The organism is Acidovorax sp. GW460-11-11-14-LB4 (assembly GCF_059423685.1).
In genome coordinates this window covers 1-19,039 of sequence record NZ_JBWKYJ010000026.1, presented here as the reverse complement: position 1 = coordinate 19,039, position 19,039 = coordinate 1, and the positions used below count along the sequence as shown (strand labels likewise).

Sequence of the window (19,039 nt, the reverse complement as noted above, 5' to 3'; positions counted from 1 at the left end):
CCATGAAAGTCAGCGACATCCTTCGCGTCAAAGGCAACACCCTCTACACCGCATCGCCGGACGAGCCGCTGGCGGGTGCCGTGAGCCTGATGGCAGAGCGCGACATTGGCTCGCTGGTGGTGATGGAGCATGGCGACCTGGTGGGCATGCTCACCTTCCGCGAAGTGATCCAGGCGCTGGTCAAGAACGGCGGCAGCGTGGGCACGATGCTGGTGCGCACGGCCATGGACGATGCGCCACTGACCTGCACCCTCGAAACCGACATGGACGAAGTGCGCCGCATGATGCTGGACCGCCACGCACGCTACATGCCCGTGATGGACCGCCGCATGCTGATGGGCGTGATCAGCTTCTATGACGTGGCCAAGGCCGTGGTGGACAGCCAGAACTTCGAGAACAAGATGCTCAAGGCCTACATCCGCGACTGGCCGGAAGAAGAACCTCGTACCTGAGGTTGTGGGCAGGGCGCGAGGCCTGCGCCCCGGCGTGACGGCACAGATGTGCCTCTAGCCAAGTCAGCGATAGGGGCGAGGCGCCTGGGCGCAGAGCCAGGCCTCGATCTCATCGGGTGGTAGCGGCTTGCCGAACAGGTAGCCCTGCATGACCGGGCAGCCGTGGGCCTGCAGCCACTGCTGCTGGCCGGTGGTCTCCACCCCCTCGGCCACCACCACCATGCCCAGGCTGTGCGCAATGCTCAGCACCGACACCGTGAGGGCGCGCGCCGTGGCGCTGGTGGTGAGGTCCTGCACAAAAGCCATGTCGAGCTTGAGCTCGCTGATGGGCAGGCGGTGCAGGTAGCTCAGGCTGGAATAGCCGGTGCCGAAGTCATCCAGCGACAGCTTGAAGCCCTGGTGGTGCAGGGCCTCGATGTTCTGCAGCGTGACGGGCCGCGCATCCATCATCACGCTCTCCGTGATCTCCAGCAGCACATCGCTGGCGCGCAGGCCATGGCGCTGCAGCGCATCACTGATCTCCTGCGCAAACTCCGGCCGGTGGAAGCTGCGGCCCGACAGGTTGATGGCCACGCAGGGCACGTCGTGGCCTGCAGCGCGCCAGGCCGCCAGCTGGCGGCAGGCTTCGTCCAGCAGCCACAGGGTCAGCTCATGGATCAGCCCGGCGTCCTCGGCCACGGGGATGAACTGCGACGGCGGCACCATGCCCCACTGCGGGTGGTTCCAGCGCGCCAGAGCCTCCACACCGTGCAAGGTGCCGGGGGAACTGCTGAGAACCTGCGGCTGGTAGTGCAGCGTGAGGCTGCGGTCGGACAGTGCCTGCTGCAGCGCGCGCTCCAGCGAGGCGCGCTCCTGGGCACGGCGGTTCATCTCGGCGCTGAACAGCTGCAGGCTGTGGCGATGGTCGCTTTTGGCCTGGTGCATGGCCTGGTCGGCATGGCGCAGCAGGGTGTCGATGGTGTCTCCATCGTTCGGAAACATCGCAATGCCGATGCTCGCGTGGGGCACATGGGTCTGCCCGAAGATGTCCAGCGGCTGGGCAATGTCGTGCAGCACGCGCTGGGCGCTTTGCACGGCCTGTTCGGTGGTGCATTCGGAAAGCAGCAGCACAAATTCATCGCCCGACAGGCGCGCGATCAGGTCACGCGCACGCAGGCCTTGGGTCAGGCGCTGGGCCACCTCGCTCAGCAGCGCATCGCCTGCTGCGTGCCCCTGGGTGTCGTTGACCTGCTTGAACCGGTCCAGATCGAGGAACAGCAGCGCGCCGGTATGGCGCCCCCGCTGCAGGTCGGCCAGCGCCCGCTCTCCGCTGCTGCGAAACAGGGCCCGGTTGGGCAGCCCGGTCAGCACATCAAAAAACGCGAGCTGGTGGATACGCTCGTGCGTGCTGTTGCGTTCGATGGCCAGCGCACACAGGTGCAGGCATACATCGACAAGGCGCTGATGCAGCGCGTCGGGTGCGCGCGGTTCGCGGAAGTAAAACGCAAAGGTGCCAATCGGCTGACCTCGGTGGTCGCGAATGGGGCTGGACCAGCAGGCGCGCATGCCGCTCGGGGCAAACAATTCCTGGTAGTCAGCCCAGAGGGGGTCTGTGGCCATGTCGGTGACCACCACGGGCGCGTTGCGGAAGGCGGCGGTGCCACACGACCCTACCTTGGGGCCAATCGCCAGTCCGTCCAGCGCGCGGCTGATGGTGGCTGGCAGGCTGGGCGCTGCCAGCGGGTGCAACCGGCCTTGTGCATCTACCGCCAGGATGGAGGCGGTGACCTCGGGAGCGATGCGTTCGACCTCGCGGCAGACGAGGGCCATCAGCTCGGGAAGGGGCAACTCGTTGACCATGCCCTCCAGCACATGCGTCTGCAGGACCTCGTGCATCTTGGTGAGCGTGATGTCGGTGAGGATCGAAATGCTGCCCCCCGGTCCGCCGGAGCTTTCGTCGGACGCATTGATCACCAGGGACACCCAGCGGGGCTGCCCCGCCTTGCTGTAAAGCAGGGTATCCGTGCGAAAACTGCCTTTGGCCAGCACATTGCCCCGGATGCTTTCGAGCAGATCCGGATCGGAGTGGGGTCCCAGCAATACCTCGCTCAGGTGCCGGCCCAGCACCTCGGCGGGCTGGTAGCCAAATAATCGCGTGAACCCTTCGTTGATATAGACCACACACTTGGAGCTGTTGGTCATCACCACAGCGTTGTCGCTGGCGTCCAGTGCGCGGCGAAGGGGAGCATCTGCCAGGGCGGCAGTCAGAAGGGTGCGGGAAGGTGATGTCGGACCCGGAGAGGGTGGCGCGAGGGCGGGCATGGAGATCCCAAAAATCGATGTTTACATGCTAACAAGCGTCCAGAACCCTGCCAAGCAGGATATGTCATGCCTGTGCAAACGCGCCACGTATCGGGCGTGTGGTGCCTCGTGGGTGCGGTGACGTAGGAGCTGTTGGGGAGTACACCGCAGCAAACCGGTGCGGCCGTGCGTCGGGCACCCGGGGCTCTGGGATAATCCCGCCCCATGAGCGGCAACACCATCGGTACCCTATTCGCAGTCACCAACTTTGGTGAATCCCACGGCCCGGCCATTGGCTGCGTGATCGACGGCTGCCCGCCCGGCATGCCGCTCACCGAGGCTGACATCCAGGCCGACCTGGACCGGCGCCGCCCTGGCACCAGCCGCCACGTCACGCAGCGCAACGAGCCCGACGCGGTGGAGATCCTCTCTGGCGTGTACGAGGGCAAGACCACCGGCACCCCCATCGCCCTGCTGATCCGCAACACCGACCAGCGCAGCAAGGACTACAGCAACATCGCCGAGAGCTTTCGCCCCGGCCACGCCGACTACACCTACTGGCACAAGTACGGCATCCGCGACCCGCGCGGTGGCGGCCGCTCGTCGGCCCGCCTGACGGCGCCCACGGTGGCCGCAGGCGCCGTGGCCAAGAAGTGGCTGGCACAGCAGTATGGCGCCCAGTTCCGCGCCTGCATGACGCAGCTGGGCGAGCTGCCCATCCCGTTCGAGAGCTGGGATCACGTACGCGCCAACCCCTTCTTTGCCCCCGTGGCCGACGTGCAGCAGTACGAGGACTACATGGACGCCCTGCGCAAGGCCGGTGACTCGTGCGGCGCCCGCATCCGTGTGCAGGCCACGGGCGTGCCGGTGGGCCTGGGCGAGCCACTGTATGACAAGCTTGACGCCGACATCGCCCACGCGATGATGGGCCTGAACGCGGTGAAGGGCGTGGAGATTGGTGCGGGCTTTGCCAGCGTGGCCCACCGGGGCACCATGCACGGCGATTCGATGACGCCGCAGGGCTTTCGCACCAACAACGCCGGTGGTGTGCTGGGCGGCATCAGCACGGGGCAAGACCTGGAGGTGAGCATTGCGATCAAGCCCACCAGCTCCATCATCAGCCCGCGCGAGTCCATCGATATCCACGGCAAGAGCACCGAGGTGATCACCAAGGGCCGCCACGACCCCTGCGTGGGCATTCGCGCCGCGCCGATTGCCGAGGCGCTGCTGGCGCTGGTGGTGATGGAGCACGCGCTGCGTCACCGTGCCCAGTGCGGCGATGTGGTGCCACCTGTGCCGCCGATCCAGGCCTCGTTTCTGTAACACCAACTCCCACCGTCCCAGGGGCGGTGCCTCTGTATGAGCAACCGCTTGTTCCGGGCCTTCCGTCGCCGGGCGTTGGCCGCCTTGGCCGTGCCGCTGTGGCTGGCTGGCTGTGGCGGCATGACGCACATCTCGCCCACCGCCCCTGCGGCGAGCAGTGCGCCGGCCCACATCGACATCACCCTCATCGGCTTCAACGACCTGCACGGCAATCTGGAGCCGCCCCACATGGCGCACCGGGTGCAAGGGCCCACAGGCCCCGTGCTGGCACCTGCAGGGGGCATGGCCTACTTCGCCAGCGCCATGGCAGCCCTCAAGGCCCAGTCGCCGCACCATGCGGTGGTGTCGGCGGGTGACATGGTGGGTGCCTCGCCGCTGGTGTCGTCGCTGTTCCTGGACGAGCCCACCATTGAGGCCGTCAACCGCATGCAGATCGACTTCAACGCGGTCGGCAACCACGAGTTTGACCGGGGATGGCGCGAGCTGCTGCGGCTGCAGAACGGTGGCTGCGAGAAATTCACCTCGCGCGAGCCTTGCCGCATCAGCAAACCTTTTGAAGGCGCCCAATTTGGCCTGCTGGCGGCCAACACGGTGCGTGAAGACGGGCGCACCCTGCTACCCGCCACGGGGCTCAAGCGGTTTACCGAAGGCGGTGTCACCGTCACCATGGGGTTTATCGGCCTCACGTTGCAGGCCACACCGACCATGGTCAGCCCGTCCGGGGTCGCTGGGCTGCGTTTTGAGGACGAGGCGGCCACGGCCAACGCGCTGATCCCTCAGCTCAAGGCCCAAGGCGCCGATGTGATTGTGGTGGCCATCCATGAAGGCGGGGGCACCACGGCGGGCGTGCAGGAGACCAGCTGCGCAGGTCTGTCGGGCGACATCGTGCCCATCCTGGAGCGCCTGGACCCGGCCGTGGATGTGGTGGTCTCGGGCCACACGCACCAGGCCTATGTGTGCGACTACAGCCGCGTGAACCCGGCCAAGCCCTTTTTGCTGACCAGCGCAGGCCAGTACGGCACGCTGCTCACCGACATCCAGCTGCGCGTGGATACGCAGACCCGCCGTGTGGTGAGCAAGACGGCGCGCAATGTGGTGGTGCAGGGCGAGGCCTTCACGGGCGCCCAGGGGCCGGTGCCGCTGACCACGGCCGTGCCCACGTTCCCTGCGGATCCCGGCGTGCAAAAGATCATCGACACCTACCGCGCTGCCGCCATTCCTCTGGCCCAGCGTCCAGTGGGGCAGGCCCAAGGGGCCATGCGCCGCCAGCCCAACGCGGCGTTGGAGAGCGTGCTGGGCAATCTGGTGGCGGACGCCCAGCTGCTGGCTACACGAGCGCCTGCGGATGGTGGTGCACAGCTGTCCTTCATGAACCCGGGTGGCCTGCGCGCTGACCTGGTGCCGGATGAGCAAGGGCTGGTGCGTTACGGCCAGCTGTATGCGGTGCAGCCCTTTGGCAACCAGCTGGTGATCAAGACCTTCACGGGTGCGCAGATCCGCGCGGTGCTGGAGCAGCAGTTCGCCAGCGGGGGCAACACCGTGCAGCGGCCCCGGGTGTTGTCGGTGTCCAGCGGGTTCAGTTACCGCTACGACCTGAGCCAGCCCGCCGGGGCGCGCATAAGCCACATGGTGCTGAATGGTGCGCCGGTGACAGACATGCAGTCCGTGCGTGTGGTGATGAGCAGCTTTCTGGACAGCGGTGGTGACAACTTCACGGTGCTGACGCAAGGCCAGGACCGGCGCGTGGGTGAGCTGGACCTGGATGCGCTGGAGGCGTACTTCCGGCTGCAGAGCCCGGTGGCACCGCCCGCTACCCACCGCATCACCCGCGTTGCGCCTGCCGCGCGCTGAGGAGCACCAAAGGCGTTGGGTGCACGCTGGGTGGGGGAGTCCGCCGCTTAGTCGTCTGTGCGGCGCAGCGCGCCCAGCCATTGCAGCGGGTTGAAGCCGGTGACCAGCCCGGTCGCCACCAGCACCAGTGCGCCGCCCCAGAGCATGCCCGGCCCCAGTGCCTCGCCCAGAAAGATATGGCCCCAGGCCACGCCGAACAGCGGGATCATGAAGGCGGAACTCATGGCGGCCACGGGCGAGACATGTTTGAGGACTCGCAGGTTGAGCCAGTAGGCGAGCCCCGAGGTCACGATGCCCATCACGGCCACGGCGGCCAGCGCCTCGGGAGTGAAACGTGCGGTGGGCAATGTCCAGGCCGCCCCGGGCAGCAGCAGCACCAGGGCAGCGGCGTGGATGCCGGCCGCGATCGACAGCGGTGACATGCGGGTGGTCGCCCGCTTCATCCAGGTGAGAGACAGGCCGTAGCACGCCGCAGCGGTCACGCACGCGCCTGCCGCAAGCAGTACCGCCGAGGTGGGCGCCACAGGCCCCAGCTGCACGATCAGCGCGACCCCTGCAAAGCCGCAGAGGCAGCCCGCCCATTTGCGCATGCTCAGCGTGTCTTCCTTCATCCAGGCGGCGGCGATCACGCCAAACGGCACGGCCATGGTGTTCAGCAGAGAGCTGTAGCCCGCAGGCAGGTGCAGGGCCGCCCAGGCGTACAGCAGAAAAGGCGCTGCCACCGTCAGTGCACCCAGCCCCAGCAGCTCCCGCCAGTGGCGCCAGGGCCAGGGCTCACCCGCCCAGCGCATGATGCCGATCAGCGTGAGGGTGGCCAGCCCAATGCGCAGCGCGGCCATCACATTCGGACCCAGTACCGGGCTGGCGATGCGGATGAACAAAAAGGAGGCGCCCCACAGGGCAGACAGCAGCACCAGCTGCAGGAAATGGCGGGTTTTCACCGCGCGCATTGTCAGGCACCTGCGCAGTGCTTGCCGAAGTGTTGGATGGAAGTTTTGATGAAAAAACTGCTTGAAGCGCTAGTCCATCATGCTGCGATAGCTATCAAATTGGTAGCAATTGCAGAGTAGCTTGCGCGACATGCGCAGGGGCCATGGCAGAACCTGGGAGTGCGCAATGTATGCCAACGGTGCCCCGCTTTGCATTAGCCCGACGAGGTAGCAGGGGCGGGGGATGCGAAGGGGCGGTCATCCGCGTGACGGCCACCCTGGGGGGCGTGGCTACTTGCGCACCTCGTCCACCATGGCGCGAAAGTCGTCGATGTCTTCAAAGCTGCGGTACACACTGGCAAAGCGGATGTAAGCCACCTTGTCGAGCTTCTTGAGCTCGCGCATCACCAGCTCGCCAATGCGGCTGGAGATCACCTCGCGCTGGCCCAGGTTGAGCAGCTTTTCTTCGATGCGCTCGATGGCGCTGTCGATCTGGTCGGTGCTGACCGGGCGCTTGCGCAACGCCAGATTGAAAGAGCCCAGCAGCTTGCTGCGGTCGTATTCAATGCGCCGACCGTCTTTTTTGACGATGGCCGGGAAGTTCACTTCCGGCCGCTCGTAGGTGGTGAAGCGCTTGTCGCACGCGCCGCACTGGCGGCGGCGGCGGATGAAGACCCCATCCTCAGACACCCGCGTTTCAACAACTTGCGTTTCGAGGTGGCTGCAGAAGGGGCACTTCATGGGCGCTGAGGACCGGCTTGTTGCTTAACGGTAGACCGGGAAACGAGCGGTCAGGGCGTTGACCTTGGCACGCACGGCGGCGATGTTGGCTTCATCGCGGGGGTTGTCCAGCACGTCGGCAATCAGGTTGGCCGTGATGCGGGCTTCTTCTTCCTTGAAGCCACGCGTGGTCATGGCGGGGGTGCCAATGCGCACGCCGCTGGTCACCATCGGCTTTTCAGGGTCGTTGGGGATCGCGTTCTTGTTGATGGTCATGTGGGCGGCGCCCAACACGGCCTCGGCTTCCTTGCCGGTAATGCCCTTGGCGCGCAGGTCCACCAGCATCACGTGGCTTTGCGTGCCGCCGGACACGATGCGCAGGCCGCGTGCGGTCAGCGTCTCAGCCACGACCTTGGCGTTCTTGGCCACTTGCTCCTGGTAGGCCTTGAACTCGGGCTGCAGCGCTTCCTTGAAGGCTACGGCCTTTGCAGCGATCACGTGCATCAGCGGGCCGCCTTGCAGGCCGGGGAAGATGGCGCTGTTGATGGCCTTCTCGTGCTGTGCCTTCATCAGGATGATGCCGCCACGCGGGCCGCGCAGGCTCTTGTGCGTAGTGGATGTGACCACGTCGGCGTGGGGCACGGGGTTGGGGTACACACCGGCGGCAATCAGGCCGGCATAGTGGGCCATGTCCACCATGAAGATCGCGCCCACGTCCTTGGCCACCTTGGCAAAACGTGCAAAGTCGATGTGCAGGCTGTAGGCCGAGGCACCGGCGATGATCAGTTTGGGCTTGGTCTCGTGCGCCTTTTTCTCCATCGCTTCGTAGTCGATGGCTTCGTTGGCATCCAAGCCATAGGACACCACGTTGAACCACTTGCCAGACATGTTCAGCGGCATGCCATGTGTCAGGTGGCCGCCTTCGGCCAGACTCATGCCCATGATGGTGTCGCCGGGCTTCAAGAAGGCCAGGAACACGGCCTCGTTGGCCGATGCGCCGCAGTGAGGCTGCACGTTGGCGGCTTCTGCGCCGAACAGCTGCTTGACCCGGTCGATGGCCAGCTGCTCGGCCACGTCCACGTGCTCGCAGCCACCGTAGTAGCGCTTGCCAGGGTAGCCTTCTGCGTATTTGTTGGTGAGCTGGGTGCCTTGTGCCCACATCACGGCGGGGGAGGCGTAGTTCTCGCTGGCGATCAGCTCGATGTGGTGTTCTTGGCGGGCGTTTTCGGCCTGGATGGCGGCAAACAGCTCGGGGTCGGTTTGTTCGACAAGAATTTTGCGGTCGTACATGATTGGCAGTCCTATGAACTTGTGTCCCTTGAAACAAGGGCTGCCCAGGCGAACGGCTGAACGCATGGGGCAGGGCCCCTGCGGCACGCTTCCCAGTGGTTCACAAGAAGTAGGTTCTTGCTGGTTTCCACGTCAGCGGCAACATCCAGTGGCTGGATGTTGCGCCTATCGCCAGTCGCGTACCCCGTTAGTGTAGCCGACACGGCGCCAGTGCTGCACCGTCCGAACCGCTGGGCGCCAGGGTTGTTGCCTGGGTGCCGGGAGCCTGCAGGGTTACAGGCCAGGTGTCAGCAAAGCCACCTTGTCGCTAGCTGCTGCAGGGGCTGTGGTGCGGGGTACCGCTGCGGGGATGCTCTGTACGGGAGCCTGGGTAGACAAGGAGGGTGGAGGATTGAAAGGCACTGCGCGACCGCCGGCCACCTGGCGCAGGCGCAAATGTTCCGCCATCACCTTGGCGGCATAGCCTCCGTCATCGGCCATGTTGCCTGCACCCACATAAAAGCGCAGGCCGCCTTCGAGCGAGCCAGCGCGAGCGATGCATTCCTGCAGCACCTTCACACCGACCCGCAGGTTGCTCACCGGGTCAAAGGCTGCAAAGTGACCGCCGAAGTTCTGGTACTTGTCAGTGTGCACGCGGGTCATCACCTGCATGAGTCCCTGTGCGCCCACGGCGCTTTCGGCAAACGGGTTGAAGCTCGACTCGATGGCCATGATGGCCAGGATCAGGGTGGGGTCGATCTTGGCGCGGGTGCCAATCTCGTAGGCCTCGGCCACCAGAGCGCTCAGGGGCTCAGGCGCCACGCGGTACTTTTTGCTGAGCCAGAAGGCCACGGCTGCCTGCTCTTTGGGCAGATCCTTGGGGTTCACCGCCGTAGCGCGCTCGCTGGCTTCCGGTTCGATGGGCATGCCCAGCATTTCAACCTGACGGGCTTGCAGCCAGTTCATCAGTTGCTCTTCACCAGCCTGGCGCAGATCGGGCCGTGCAGTGAGGGCAATGACGACAAAGGCAACGGCCAAGCCGATAAGGGCGAAGCTGTTGTGGGTGATTTCAAGAAAACCTTCGGTCACGTCGGCCGCGAAGGTTCGCACGCCGGAGACTATTTTTCCTGACGCTGTCATAGCTCTTCCTTTCTGAGGCGGGCCAGTGGAGCGGAGTAGTCGCAGTGGACTGTGCTTTGCTGGCAGATCGCCTGGATTGGTACGCCATCAAGTCCGGGCTGCACGTCTGTGGAGTGCTTGGCGCCCTGGATTGACTTAGCCGGGTTCGGCAGCGATTGGGGTTTGTACTAGCCCTGTTTTTGGGGCTGGCGGATTCTAGAAGCTCACTAAATGCATAGTCAATACTAACAAAAATATTTTTAAGACATAAAAATTATGAAAAACATGTGAAAAATCACAGTTTTTGTGGGGTGAGGGGTTGTTCGGCGCTGTGGGTGGGCCGGTGGTGGCTGACATCACCATGTCAAATTCAATCGGGCTTTTCTCCGCCATTGAGAATCCGATTTGAGTTGGCCGAGTGAGTTTGATAAGGTGGAGGCGCCTGTAGATTTCAGGCATCGCCAGACGAAGCGAAGTCTCCCTCCGAGGGCATTCAGTGCCAAGGTGCAGCAGATGCCGCTTCCATGGCAACCCCTGGAGGCAATACCTTGCCTCCTCGCCATGCGGACCTTTCTCTCCGCATCGCGACCGATGGCAAAGACCGTTGTGTCAGCCGTCAAGCCCGGCGGGCAGGCCCTTCAGGCACTGCTCGTCGGGCTTTCTTATTGGTGCTTCGCCTTGTGGGTGGGCGGCGCTGTCTTATATATAGATAATGGGGGCTGTTCCCTAGAGCGGCGACCCTTCGCCCGGAGTGTCGCGCGGCGTTCTCGCAGAGGTCCATCGGCGGGGCGGCCTGCCTCGCAAAGCCTTGTGCCAGATCACCTGGCTGGTGTGGACGATGCTCCCCGCCACGGCTTGCTGGCCCAATCCGGTGAAAATAGCCCTTTTGTTGTCCTGGCGTGCGCATGGTGCGGTCGCTCGGGCACGGCCCCAGGCCCTGCGCCAGGGATGCCTTCGTAATCCATTGGATCCATGTTTCCATTTTTTTCCCGCAGCAAAATGTCCGACGCACCTGAAGTGAATCCGGCCCCGGCCAAAACCCACGAGCCGCACCCGCTCGATGCGCTGACCGGCGGCGCTTTTTCTGCCGCTACATCGGGTGAGCGCGCTTCCCGCATCCGTGACTGGCTGGCCACGCAGCCAGCGCCTGAGCAGCTGCAGGAGGTGTTCAAGGAGTTGAGCGGACGTGACAAGGGCGCAGCCCGCGCCGTGCGCGAACGGCTGGACGAAATCCGTCGTGCCAAGGGGCAAGAGGCTATTGCGGCTGAATGGGCGGACAAGGCCCAGGCGCTGCTGGCGGCCCCCAAGCTCAATATTGCAGATGCCCTGGCCTGGCAGCGGGATGCCGCCAAGGCGGGTGCGCCTCTGTCGCGCGAGCCGCTGTCGCTGCTCAAGGTGCAACTGGCGGACCGTGTGAAGGTCATTGAAGACCTGCAGCACCGCGTGCAGGTGCAGCGCGAGGCCGCTGTGCTGCTGGCGCAGCGCATTGAAGTGCTTTCCACCAAACCCTGGCGTGATGCCCATGCTGCGCTGGAGCTGCTGCGCGCCGATGTCGCGCGCTGGCAGGAGCAGGCCCAGGAGCTCACGGGCGATGCGAGCTGGGCGAGCGTCGAAGCGCGGTTCCCCCCTTTGCTGGATGCCTCTCGCACCCAGTTGCTGGTGGTGTGGGAGGCTTTTCAGCCCGCAGTCGCCCAGGCGGCTGCAGCGGCAGAAGATGTCTCCGCGCCCCTGCCTCCCGTGCCTGTGTGGGCGGACGAATTGCGCGCTGCCCGTGGCCTGCCCACGGAGGCCGCCACCGCTGCGGCTGCTTCAGCAGCGGCCAGCAAGCCAGCCCGCGTCGCCAAACCCAAGGTGGCGCCAGAGGTGATCGAAAAGGCGCACCAACTGGTGCGCGATGCGCTGGCGACGCTCGAAAAAGAAACCGCTGAAGGCCATGGCAAGGCCAGCGCTGGCGCAGCGGCTGCGCTGCGCGCCGTGCTCAAGGTGCATGGCAAACACATTGACAATGCCCTGGAGCAGCAGGTGCACACGGCGCTGGTGGCTGCCGGTGAGCTGGAAGGCTGGCAACGCTGGAGTGCCGACCAGGTGCGTGAAGACCTGGTGGCCAAGGCCGAAGCGCTGCTCAACCGCCCCGAGGGCCAGGCCCTGGGTGGCCGCAAGATGCAGGAGACCCTGCGCAATCTGCGAGACCAGTGGAAGCAGGCAGACCAGGGTGGTGCGCCTAACCACGCCCTGTGGAAGAAATTTGATGAAGCCTGCAACGCGGCGCACAAGGTGGTCGAGGCCTGGTTGGACAAGATCCGCACTGAAGCGGCCGAGCACAAGGCTCAGCGCCTGGCGCTGATCGAGGAGGTCAAGGCCTGGGCGCAAGAACACGCTGCGTCGGGCGACTGGAAGGCCATCAACCGCTCGCTGTATCAGTTCGGCGACCGCTGGCGCGAAGGCGGGCATGTGGGCGAGAAGATTTTTGCAGAGCTGCAGCCCCTGTGGAAACAGGCCATTGCCCTGGCCGCGGCCCCCCTGGAGGCTGCACAGAAGGAAAGTCTGGCGCGTCGCCACGCGATGATCGACGAGGCTACAGCCTTGGGCGCGGCACCCACTTTGCGCATCGATGCCGTCAAGGCGTTGCAACAGCGCTGGCAGGCTGAGGCACAGACCGTGCCGCTAGACCGCAAGCACGAGCAAAAGCTGTGGGACGCTTTCCGAAAGCCTATTGATGAAGCGTTCAACCGCAAGTCGGCGGATCGTGACCGTGCTGTCACCGAACTGAGTGCGCGGGACCGCGTCGTTCTGGACGCCTCTAAGGCCCTGGAGGCTGCCAACGCCACGGGTGATGCGCAGCAGATCCGTGCCGCGATGCAGGCGCTGGAGGCTGCATTGCGCGGCCAGGCCCAGGCGGCTGAAGCGGTCGCCACGGCCAACAAGGATGCCCAGTCGCATGCTGAAGCGCAGGCAAATGCTGCTCCGGCTGCTCCAGCTGCTACTGAAATTGCATCAGAGACCTCTGTCGAGGCTGCGGAAGGTGGTGACACCGCTGCAGCCGCGCCTGTGCCGGCACCTGCAGCCCCCAAGCCTGCTGCACGACCTGTCGTGGCGGTGCGTGGGGATGACCGCCCTGGCATGAAGAAAGACGCTCCGGTGGCCCCCGGCCGTGGTGCGCGACCCGGAGACCGCCGCGATGGTCGTCCTGGCGACCGTGACGGTGCCCGCGGCCCACGCAGTGATGGCCGCATGGGCGATCGCGCTGACCGTGGAGGCCGTTTTGGTGATCGTCCAGCCTTCGAGGACCGTGGCCCTCGCTTGGGGGACACGGCATTCCGTGCTCAGCGCGAGGCGATGGAGCACGCACAGCTGGCTCTGAAGAAGTTGGCTGCACAGGCCCACGGCGAAGCCTTGACCCAGCTGTTGACCGCATGGGAAAAGCGCGATGCTGCGCTGGTTCCCGGCACGCAAGATCTGGGTTCGGGTGTGACGGCATCGGTGCGCAGTGCCTGGACACAGGCATTGTCGGCTGCGCCCAAGGGCGATGCGGCAGAAGCGCTGCTGCGCCTTGAAATGGCGGCCGAGGCCCCAACGCCTGCCGAGCACATTGCTGCGCGGCGGATGTTGCAACTGCAGTTGCTGACGCGCCGCAACGACCCTGCGCCCACCCAGACCTGGGGTCAGGATGTGGCGCGCGTGCTGGCGAGCAATAGCGATGCGGCGAACGCACGCCGTTTGCAGAACGTGCTCAAGACGCTGCTGCGCAAGTAGTTGAAGGGCTGGGGCGCGCGCCGCGGCGCGTGTACCCTCAGGGCAGCAGACAGAACGAAAAACGAGACCGCTGGCGGTCTCGTTTTTTTCTTTGCTTTGATGGTTTGAAAACAAAAAAGCCGTTGCGGATGCAACGGCTTTTTATATGTTTGGTGCCCAGGAGAGGACTCGAACCTCCACGATGTTACTCGCTAGTACCTGAAACTAGTGCGTCTACCAATTCCGCCACCTGGGCATTTCAGGAAAGACTAAGATTGTATAACAAAAAATCCACCCCCGGCACGCAGCCAGCCACACATTTGTCGCAAGAGATCGAAGGCAGCGTGCAAGGGCACCGTGATGGACACGGTTTCGTCATCCGCGACGATGGCGAAGGCGACATCTATATTCCCCCGAACGAAATGCGCGCAGTCCTGCACAAGGACCGTGTGCGCGTGCGCATCGTGCGCCAGGACCGCCGTGGCCGTCCCGAAGGCCGCGTTGTGGAAATCATCGAGCGTCCACCCCAGCCCATCATCGGCCGACTGCTGCAGGAAAGCGGTGTGTGGCTCGTGGCTCCCGAAGACAAGCGCTATGGCCAGGATGTACTGATCCCCAAGGGCGCCACGGGCGCCGCGAAGCCCGGGCAGGTCGTGGTGGTTGAGCTGACAGAACCTCCAGCCCTGTTCGGCCAGCCTGTGGGGCGCATCACCGAAGTGCTCGGTGAAGTGGACGACCCTGGCATGGAGATTGAGATCGCGGTGCGCAAGTACGGCGTGCCACACGAGTTCTCTGCCGAGTGCCTCGCCCAGGCCAAGGAGCTGCCCGACAAGGTGCGCGCGCAGGACAAGAAACGCCGCGTGGACCTGACCGACGTGCCATTGGTCACCATCGACGGCGAAGACGCGCGCGACTTCGACGATGCCGTGTACTGCGAGCCCGCCAAGGTCGGCCGCAGCAAGGGCTGGCGTCTGCTGGTGGCGATTGCCGACGTGAGCCACTATGTGGAAACGGGCAGCGCCATCGACATTGATGCCTACGACCGTGCCACCAGCGTGTACTTTCCGCGCCGCGTGATCCCCATGCTGCCCGAGAAGCTCAGCAACGGGCTCTGCTCGCTCAACCCCGAGGTGGAGCGCCTGTGCATGGTCTGCGACATGCTGGTCACCGCCAAGGGCGAGGTGCACGCGTACCAGTTCTACCCGGCCGTGATGTTCAGCCACGCGCGCTTCACGTACACCGAGGTCGCAGCCATCCTGGCCAACACGCGCGGCCCGGAAGCCAGCAAGCGCAAGGACCGCGTCAAGGACCTGCTCAACCTGCATGACGTGTACCGTGCGCTGCTCATCGCGCGCCAGGCGCGCGGCGCCGTGGACTTCGAGACCACCGAGACGCAAATTGTGTGTGACGAAAACGGCCGCATCGAAAAGATCGTGCCGCGCACCCGCAACGACGCGCACAAGCTCATCGAGGAGGCCATGCTGGCCGCCAACGTGTGCAGCGCCGACTTCATTGCACAGGGTGGCCAGCCGGGCCTGTTCCGCGTGCACGAAGGCCCCACGCCCGAGAAGCAGGAGATCCTGCGCAACTACCTCAAGGCCATGGCCGTGGGCATGACGATTGGCGACGACCCCAAGCCGGGCGACTTCCAGGCAATTGCTACGGCGACCAAGGATCGGCCCGACGCACAACAGATCCACACCATGCTGCTGCGCTCCATGCAGCAGGCCATCTACACGCCCATCAACAGCGGCCACTTCGGCCTGGCGTTCGATGCCTACACCCATTTCACCAGCCCCATTCGTCGGTATCCCGACTTGCTGGTGCATCGGGTCATCAAGGCCATCCTGAGCAAGACGAAGTACGCGCTGCCGTCCTTGCCCACACCCGGCGAAGCCCATGCCAAGCTGGCCAAACGGCTGGCGGCCCGCGTGGCCGCACCTGGCACCAAGCCACGCAAGGATGTGAAACCGCCCAGCCGCGACACCCAGGCCTGGGAGGCAGCCGGTCTGCACTGCAGTGCCAACGAGCGCCGCGCCGACGAGGCCAGCCGCGATGTGGAAGCCTGGCTCAAGTGCAAGTACATGCGCGAGCACCTGGGCGAGGAATACAGTGGCGTGGTCAGTGCTGCGACGAGCTTCGGCATCTTCGTGACGCTGGACGCGATGTACGTCGAGGGGCTGGTGCACATCACCGAATTGGGCGGCGAATACTTCAAGTTCGACGAGGCGCGCCAGGAGCTGCGCGGCGAGCGCACCGGTATCCGCTACGCCATCGGCGCGCGGGTGCGGGTGCAGGTAAGCCGTGTGGATCTGGACGGGCGCAAGATCGACTTCCGCCTGGTGCGCGAAGGCGTGGAGCTGCTGGGCCGCGCGCTCAAGGACAAGGGTGTGGGCACCGAGGGGGCTGGTGGTGGCGCCCGCAAGGCGGGTGGTCGGTCCGGCGGACGCAAGGCCGACAAGGCCGCAGGTCCATCTGCCACCGAGCAGGCAGGTCTGACCCGCGAGCGGGCCGCGCGTTCGCCGATCCAGTCGCTCAAAGCCTCGGTCAAGAAGGCGGTGGCGGGTAAGTCCAGCAAAGGCAAAGCGCGCAAGCCACGCCGCGGCTGAGGTCGTCGAGCTGCTGGACCAAGACCCTCCAGCTCGTCTCATCATTGCTATTTAATTGATAGCTGTAAGCGCATATAAAACATGCGCTTGCGGCTATTTTTTATTGAAGTGTGCATGATTGGCGGCTTGAGGGGCGCTCGATTGCTCCAGAAAGCGCGCATACCGTTGCGCCGTGTCGGCGGGGGCTTCCATCATGGGCAGGTGCCCAATGCCGGGCAGCGCGGCGATGTGTGCCTGCGGAAGCAGCTTCTGCATCGTCTGAAGGCCGCTTCGGTCGAACACGCGGTCGCTGTCGCCCCACAGGACCAGGGTGGGGTGCTGCTGCAGGCGGGCCAGGTGTTGTTCCAGCAGATAGCGGTCTTTCAGCTGCGCGTCCCACAGGCGGGTGTTGGATGCAGCGTTGCGCAGCGCGTCCTGCTCGGAGGCATGCAGGATGGGGTAGGGCAGGAAGGGGCGCTTTTCAAACACTAACTCCATCATTGCTTTGAAGGCGGTGGCATCGTGGGCCACCAGCGGGCGGTGCCCGGCGTCGATGAGGCGGTCCATGGTGCTGGGCTGGGGCGAGCGTATGCCGTGGGGCGCGCCGATGAAGGCCACGCTGGCTACGCGCTCGGGGTACCGCAGGGCAAAGAGCGCTGCGATCGTGCCACCCATCGAGTTGCCAGCCAGATGCACTTGCGCCAAGCCGAGTGCGTCCAGAAACGCGGCGAGGCGCGTCGCTTGGGCGGCATAGTCGTAGGCTTGGTCATCGCGCCGCGTGCTTTCGCCAAAGCCCGCGATATCTGGGGCAATCACCCGGTACTGGCCGGTGAGGGGGCGCGCAAAATCGACCCAATGGTCCTTCTCCGCAAAAATGCCGTGCAGCAGAACAATGGGCGTTCCAGCATCTGCTCCACTGTCGACGGCCAGCGCGGGGTTTGGGGGCGTGCTGTTGTCCAGGTAGTGGATGGTGTGCATCGCCGCGTTGGTGGTTTTTTCTTCCAGGCCAGACAGATGGCGATTGGCCCTGAGCAGGGGCTCTTTGAACAGTGAAGGGGCCCCGTAGTAGAGGCCGGCTGTGCCCAGTATCAATGCCGTTGCAACAGAAATAGCGATGCGTTTCAAGAAGCGTTCTCCAGGGATATGGCTGCGTACACGTCAGGGGCCCTGCTTGCACACCGGCGGGCCCCCTGGCAGGAGAAGCAAGGCTACGGAGATTTCGGTAAAAAAACTTGTAGGTTTGGGCTATGCCGACACGCAACACACTGACCCTGGGCACTGACCGCGCGCTCTACGTCGGGGAGATCCCAGCCACGGGCTGGCACTGCCATGCGTCGCCGGTGCTGTTGATGGGGCTCTCGGGCCGGTTTGCGGTGCACTGGGGGCCAGGGCGTGTGGAGACCTGCCACAGCGCGTTGGTCGATGCCGGGGTGGAGCACCTGTTTGACCCCTGTGGTGAAGTGGTGGCGCTGGTGTACCTGGAGCCAGATTCGGCGCAGGCGCGCGGCCTGCGGGGGCTGTTCGGGCAAGAGGGGGGTGTGGTGGTGGACGTCGCAGTCCCGGTGGGCGCGCGCAGTGCCATGGAGGGTTATCTGCATCACTTCGACCTGCCCGCCTTGCTGCGTTGCCCGCTCGATAGCGAGGTGGCGCCGCTCGACCCACGCGTCGTCCGCAGCCTGCATGTGCTGCGCCATCCGCAGGCGGGGCGGGTGGCACGGGGTGACCTGGCCTCGGGCGTCCAGCTTTCAGCATCGCGTTTCAACCACCTGTTTCGCGCCGAGATGGGCGTGAGCTTGCGCACCTATCGGGTCTGGTCCCAGGTGCGGTTGGCGATGGCGGGGCTGGCGGTCAGTCCGCGCCTGACCGACGCGGCGCTACATGGCGAGTTTTCTGATTCGGCCCACTTCAGCCGCATGTTCCGGCAGACCTTTGGCATGACACCGTCGAGCGTGCTCAAGCCGCTCAAGAAGGTGACCTTGCTGGCCTGAGGCTCAGCTTCCGCCCACGCGCCGCGCCAGCGCGCTGGCCGTCAGCGCCTGGCGCGCTGGCCAATCATCAGCCGCCTGGCCATGCTGGTACACCGCTTCACTCGCCGCGCGCAAGGCGCTGGCACCGGCGGCGAGGTGGGCGCCCACCATGCCTGCCAGCACATCGCCCGTACCCGCCGTGGCCAGCCGCGCATTGCCCGTGGGGTTGATGGCCGGGACGCGGTCGGGTGCAGCGATCACGGTGCCCGAGCCCTTGAGCACGGCCACGCAGTTGAACTGGTTGGCCAGTTGCTGCGCGGCATCCAGCCGGTGGGCCTGGACCTCGGCTGTGGTCAGGCCCAGCAGGCGCGCAGCCTCCAGCGGGTGCGGTGTGAGCACCGTGGGTTGTCCATGCTGTCCGCGTGCCACCACCAGCGCGTGCAGTGCGGCCTGGGTGGCGATGGTGTTGAGCGCGTCGGCATCCAGCACCAGTCGGGCCGCGCGGGTGATGACCTCGGGCAGCACGCGTGTGATGGCCTGCCCGCCACCACAGCCGCATACCACGGTGAGCTGTTCGAGCGCGAGGGCGTCAAAGCGGCGGAACATCAACTCGGGCTGCTGCATGTCCAGTTGCAGATGCCCATCGTCCAGCAGGGCCACCAGCACCCGGCCCGCGCCGCTGTGCAGGGCCGCCGATGCCGCGAGCAGGGCGGCGCCCGCCATGCCCATACCGCGTGTCGCCAAACCTTCGCCACCCACCACGGCCACGTCGCCATAGCTGCCCTTGTGGCTGGCATGGGTGCGGAGGG

The 19,039-nt window shown here is 65.1% G+C and carries 13 protein-coding genes, 1 tRNA gene and 1 riboswitch; of the genes, 6 read left to right on the top strand and 8 right to left on the bottom strand.

Going from position 1 to position 19,039, the window contains the following annotated elements:
• Window positions 1-2 precede the first annotated feature (2 nt).
• On the top strand, window positions 3-452 hold the full coding sequence (locus AC07X4_RS11655; protein WP_015013536.1) for a CBS domain-containing protein: 450 nt from the start codon (window positions 3-5) through the stop codon (window positions 450-452).
• 63 nt (window positions 453-515) lie between these two features.
• Here AC07X4_RS11655 and AC07X4_RS11650 read toward each other — a convergent pair whose 3' ends face one another.
• Entirely contained in the window at window positions 516-2,753 is a 2,238-nt protein-coding gene (locus tag AC07X4_RS11650; protein WP_440597277.1) for a sensor domain-containing protein, read from the bottom strand.
• 204 nt (window positions 2,754-2,957) lie between these two features.
• Here AC07X4_RS11650 and aroC point away from each other — a divergent pair, with 204 nt between their 5' ends.
• Both aroC and AC07X4_RS11640 read left to right on the top strand, forming a co-directional pair.
• A complete protein-coding gene (aroC, locus tag AC07X4_RS11645; RefSeq protein ID WP_056067164.1) occupies window positions 2,958-4,055 on the top strand; it encodes a chorismate synthase in 1,098 nt (365 codons plus the stop codon).
• A gap of 36 nt (window positions 4,056-4,091) precedes the next feature.
• Complete coding sequence (locus tag AC07X4_RS11640) at window positions 4,092-5,906, top strand: bifunctional metallophosphatase/5'-nucleotidase (protein ID WP_494740151.1); 1,815 nt, start codon at window positions 4,092-4,094, stop codon at window positions 5,904-5,906.
• Between the two features lie 47 nt (window positions 5,907-5,953).
• Here the strand turns inward: AC07X4_RS11640 and AC07X4_RS11635 are convergent, their stop codons facing one another.
• The 4 genes from AC07X4_RS11635 to AC07X4_RS11620 all read right to left on the bottom strand — a co-directional run bounded on the left by AC07X4_RS11635 (window position 5,954) and on the right by AC07X4_RS11620 (window position 9,964).
• The gene (locus AC07X4_RS11635) at window positions 5,954-6,856 is read right to left on the bottom strand and encodes a DMT family transporter (protein ID WP_494740150.1); all 903 of its coding nucleotides are present in this window, start codon (window positions 6,854-6,856) and stop codon (window positions 5,954-5,956) included.
• A 270-nt stretch (window positions 6,857-7,126) separates the two neighbouring features.
• Complete coding sequence (gene nrdR, locus AC07X4_RS11630) at window positions 7,127-7,576, bottom strand: transcriptional regulator NrdR (RefSeq protein WP_015013541.1); 450 nt, start codon at window positions 7,574-7,576, stop codon at window positions 7,127-7,129.
• A 24-nt stretch (window positions 7,577-7,600) separates the two neighbouring features.
• Window positions 7,601-8,845 (bottom strand): serine hydroxymethyltransferase, encoded by a 1,245-nt coding sequence (gene glyA / locus AC07X4_RS11625; RefSeq protein WP_056067170.1) that lies wholly within the window; start codon window positions 8,843-8,845, stop codon window positions 7,601-7,603.
• 35 nt (window positions 8,846-8,880) lie between these two features.
• A riboswitch (ZMP/ZTP riboswitch) is annotated at window positions 8,881-9,034 on the bottom strand.
• Between the two features lie 84 nt (window positions 9,035-9,118).
• A complete protein-coding gene (locus AC07X4_RS11620) occupies window positions 9,119-9,964 on the bottom strand; it encodes a lytic transglycosylase domain-containing protein (protein WP_056743637.1) in 846 nt (281 codons plus the stop codon).
• 951 nt (window positions 9,965-10,915) lie between these two features.
• Between AC07X4_RS11620 and AC07X4_RS11615 the strand changes: the two genes are divergently transcribed.
• Complete coding sequence (locus tag AC07X4_RS11615; RefSeq protein ID WP_494740149.1) at window positions 10,916-13,696, top strand: DUF349 domain-containing protein; 2,781 nt, start codon at window positions 10,916-10,918, stop codon at window positions 13,694-13,696.
• A 150-nt stretch (window positions 13,697-13,846) separates the two neighbouring features.
• On the opposite strand, the gene AC07X4_RS11610 is transcribed toward AC07X4_RS11615, so the two are convergent.
• Window positions 13,847-13,931, bottom strand: a tRNA-Leu gene (locus tag AC07X4_RS11610).
• A gap of 19 nt (window positions 13,932-13,950) precedes the next feature.
• Here AC07X4_RS11610 and rnr point away from each other — a divergent pair.
• A complete protein-coding gene (rnr, locus tag AC07X4_RS11605; RefSeq protein WP_494740148.1) occupies window positions 13,951-16,284 on the top strand; it encodes a ribonuclease R in 2,334 nt (777 codons plus the stop codon).
• A gap of 93 nt (window positions 16,285-16,377) precedes the next feature.
• Here the strand turns inward: rnr and AC07X4_RS11600 are convergent, their stop codons facing one another.
• Window positions 16,378-17,388: an alpha/beta fold hydrolase gene (locus tag AC07X4_RS11600; protein WP_494740147.1), complete on the bottom strand. Its 1,011-nt coding sequence runs from the start codon at window positions 17,386-17,388 to the stop codon at window positions 16,378-16,380.
• Between the two features lie 122 nt (window positions 17,389-17,510).
• Here AC07X4_RS11600 and AC07X4_RS11595 point away from each other — a divergent pair, with 122 nt between their 5' ends.
• Window positions 17,511-18,251, top strand: a complete 741-nt coding sequence (locus AC07X4_RS11595; RefSeq protein WP_436078504.1) for a helix-turn-helix domain-containing protein — start codon at window positions 17,511-17,513, stop codon at window positions 18,249-18,251.
• A 3-nt stretch (window positions 18,252-18,254) separates the two neighbouring features.
• On the opposite strand, the gene AC07X4_RS11590 is transcribed toward AC07X4_RS11595, so the two are convergent.
• The coding region (locus AC07X4_RS11590) for an NAD(P)H-hydrate dehydratase (protein WP_494740146.1) at window positions 18,255-19,039 on the bottom strand (785 nt) is incomplete at its 5' end.

Coding starts and splice junctions, on each gene's coding strand:
- AC07X4_RS11650 (WP_440597277.1), bottom strand. CDS start 2,753: ATGCCCGCCCTCGCGCCACCCTCTCCGGGTCCGACATCACCTTCCCGC.
- glyA (WP_056067170.1), bottom strand. CDS start 8,845: ATGTACGACCGCAAAATTCTTGTCGAACAAACCGACCCCGAGCTGTTT.
- AC07X4_RS11655 (WP_015013536.1), top strand. CDS start 3: ATGAAAGTCAGCGACATCCTTCGCGTCAAAGGCAACACCCTCTACACC.
- AC07X4_RS11615 (WP_494740149.1), top strand. CDS start 10,916: ATGTTTCCATTTTTTTCCCGCAGCAAAATGTCCGACGCACCTGAAGTG.
- AC07X4_RS11635 (WP_494740150.1), bottom strand. CDS start 6,856: ATGCGCGCGGTGAAAACCCGCCATTTCCTGCAGCTGGTGCTGCTGTCT.
- AC07X4_RS11640 (WP_494740151.1), top strand. CDS start 4,092: ATGAGCAACCGCTTGTTCCGGGCCTTCCGTCGCCGGGCGTTGGCCGCC.
- AC07X4_RS11595 (WP_436078504.1), top strand. CDS start 17,511: ATGCCGACACGCAACACACTGACCCTGGGCACTGACCGCGCGCTCTAC.
- AC07X4_RS11620 (WP_056743637.1), bottom strand. CDS start 9,964: ATGACAGCGTCAGGAAAAATAGTCTCCGGCGTGCGAACCTTCGCGGCC.
- aroC (WP_056067164.1), top strand. CDS start 2,958: ATGAGCGGCAACACCATCGGTACCCTATTCGCAGTCACCAACTTTGGT.
- nrdR (WP_015013541.1), bottom strand. CDS start 7,576: ATGAAGTGCCCCTTCTGCAGCCACCTCGAAACGCAAGTTGTTGAAACG.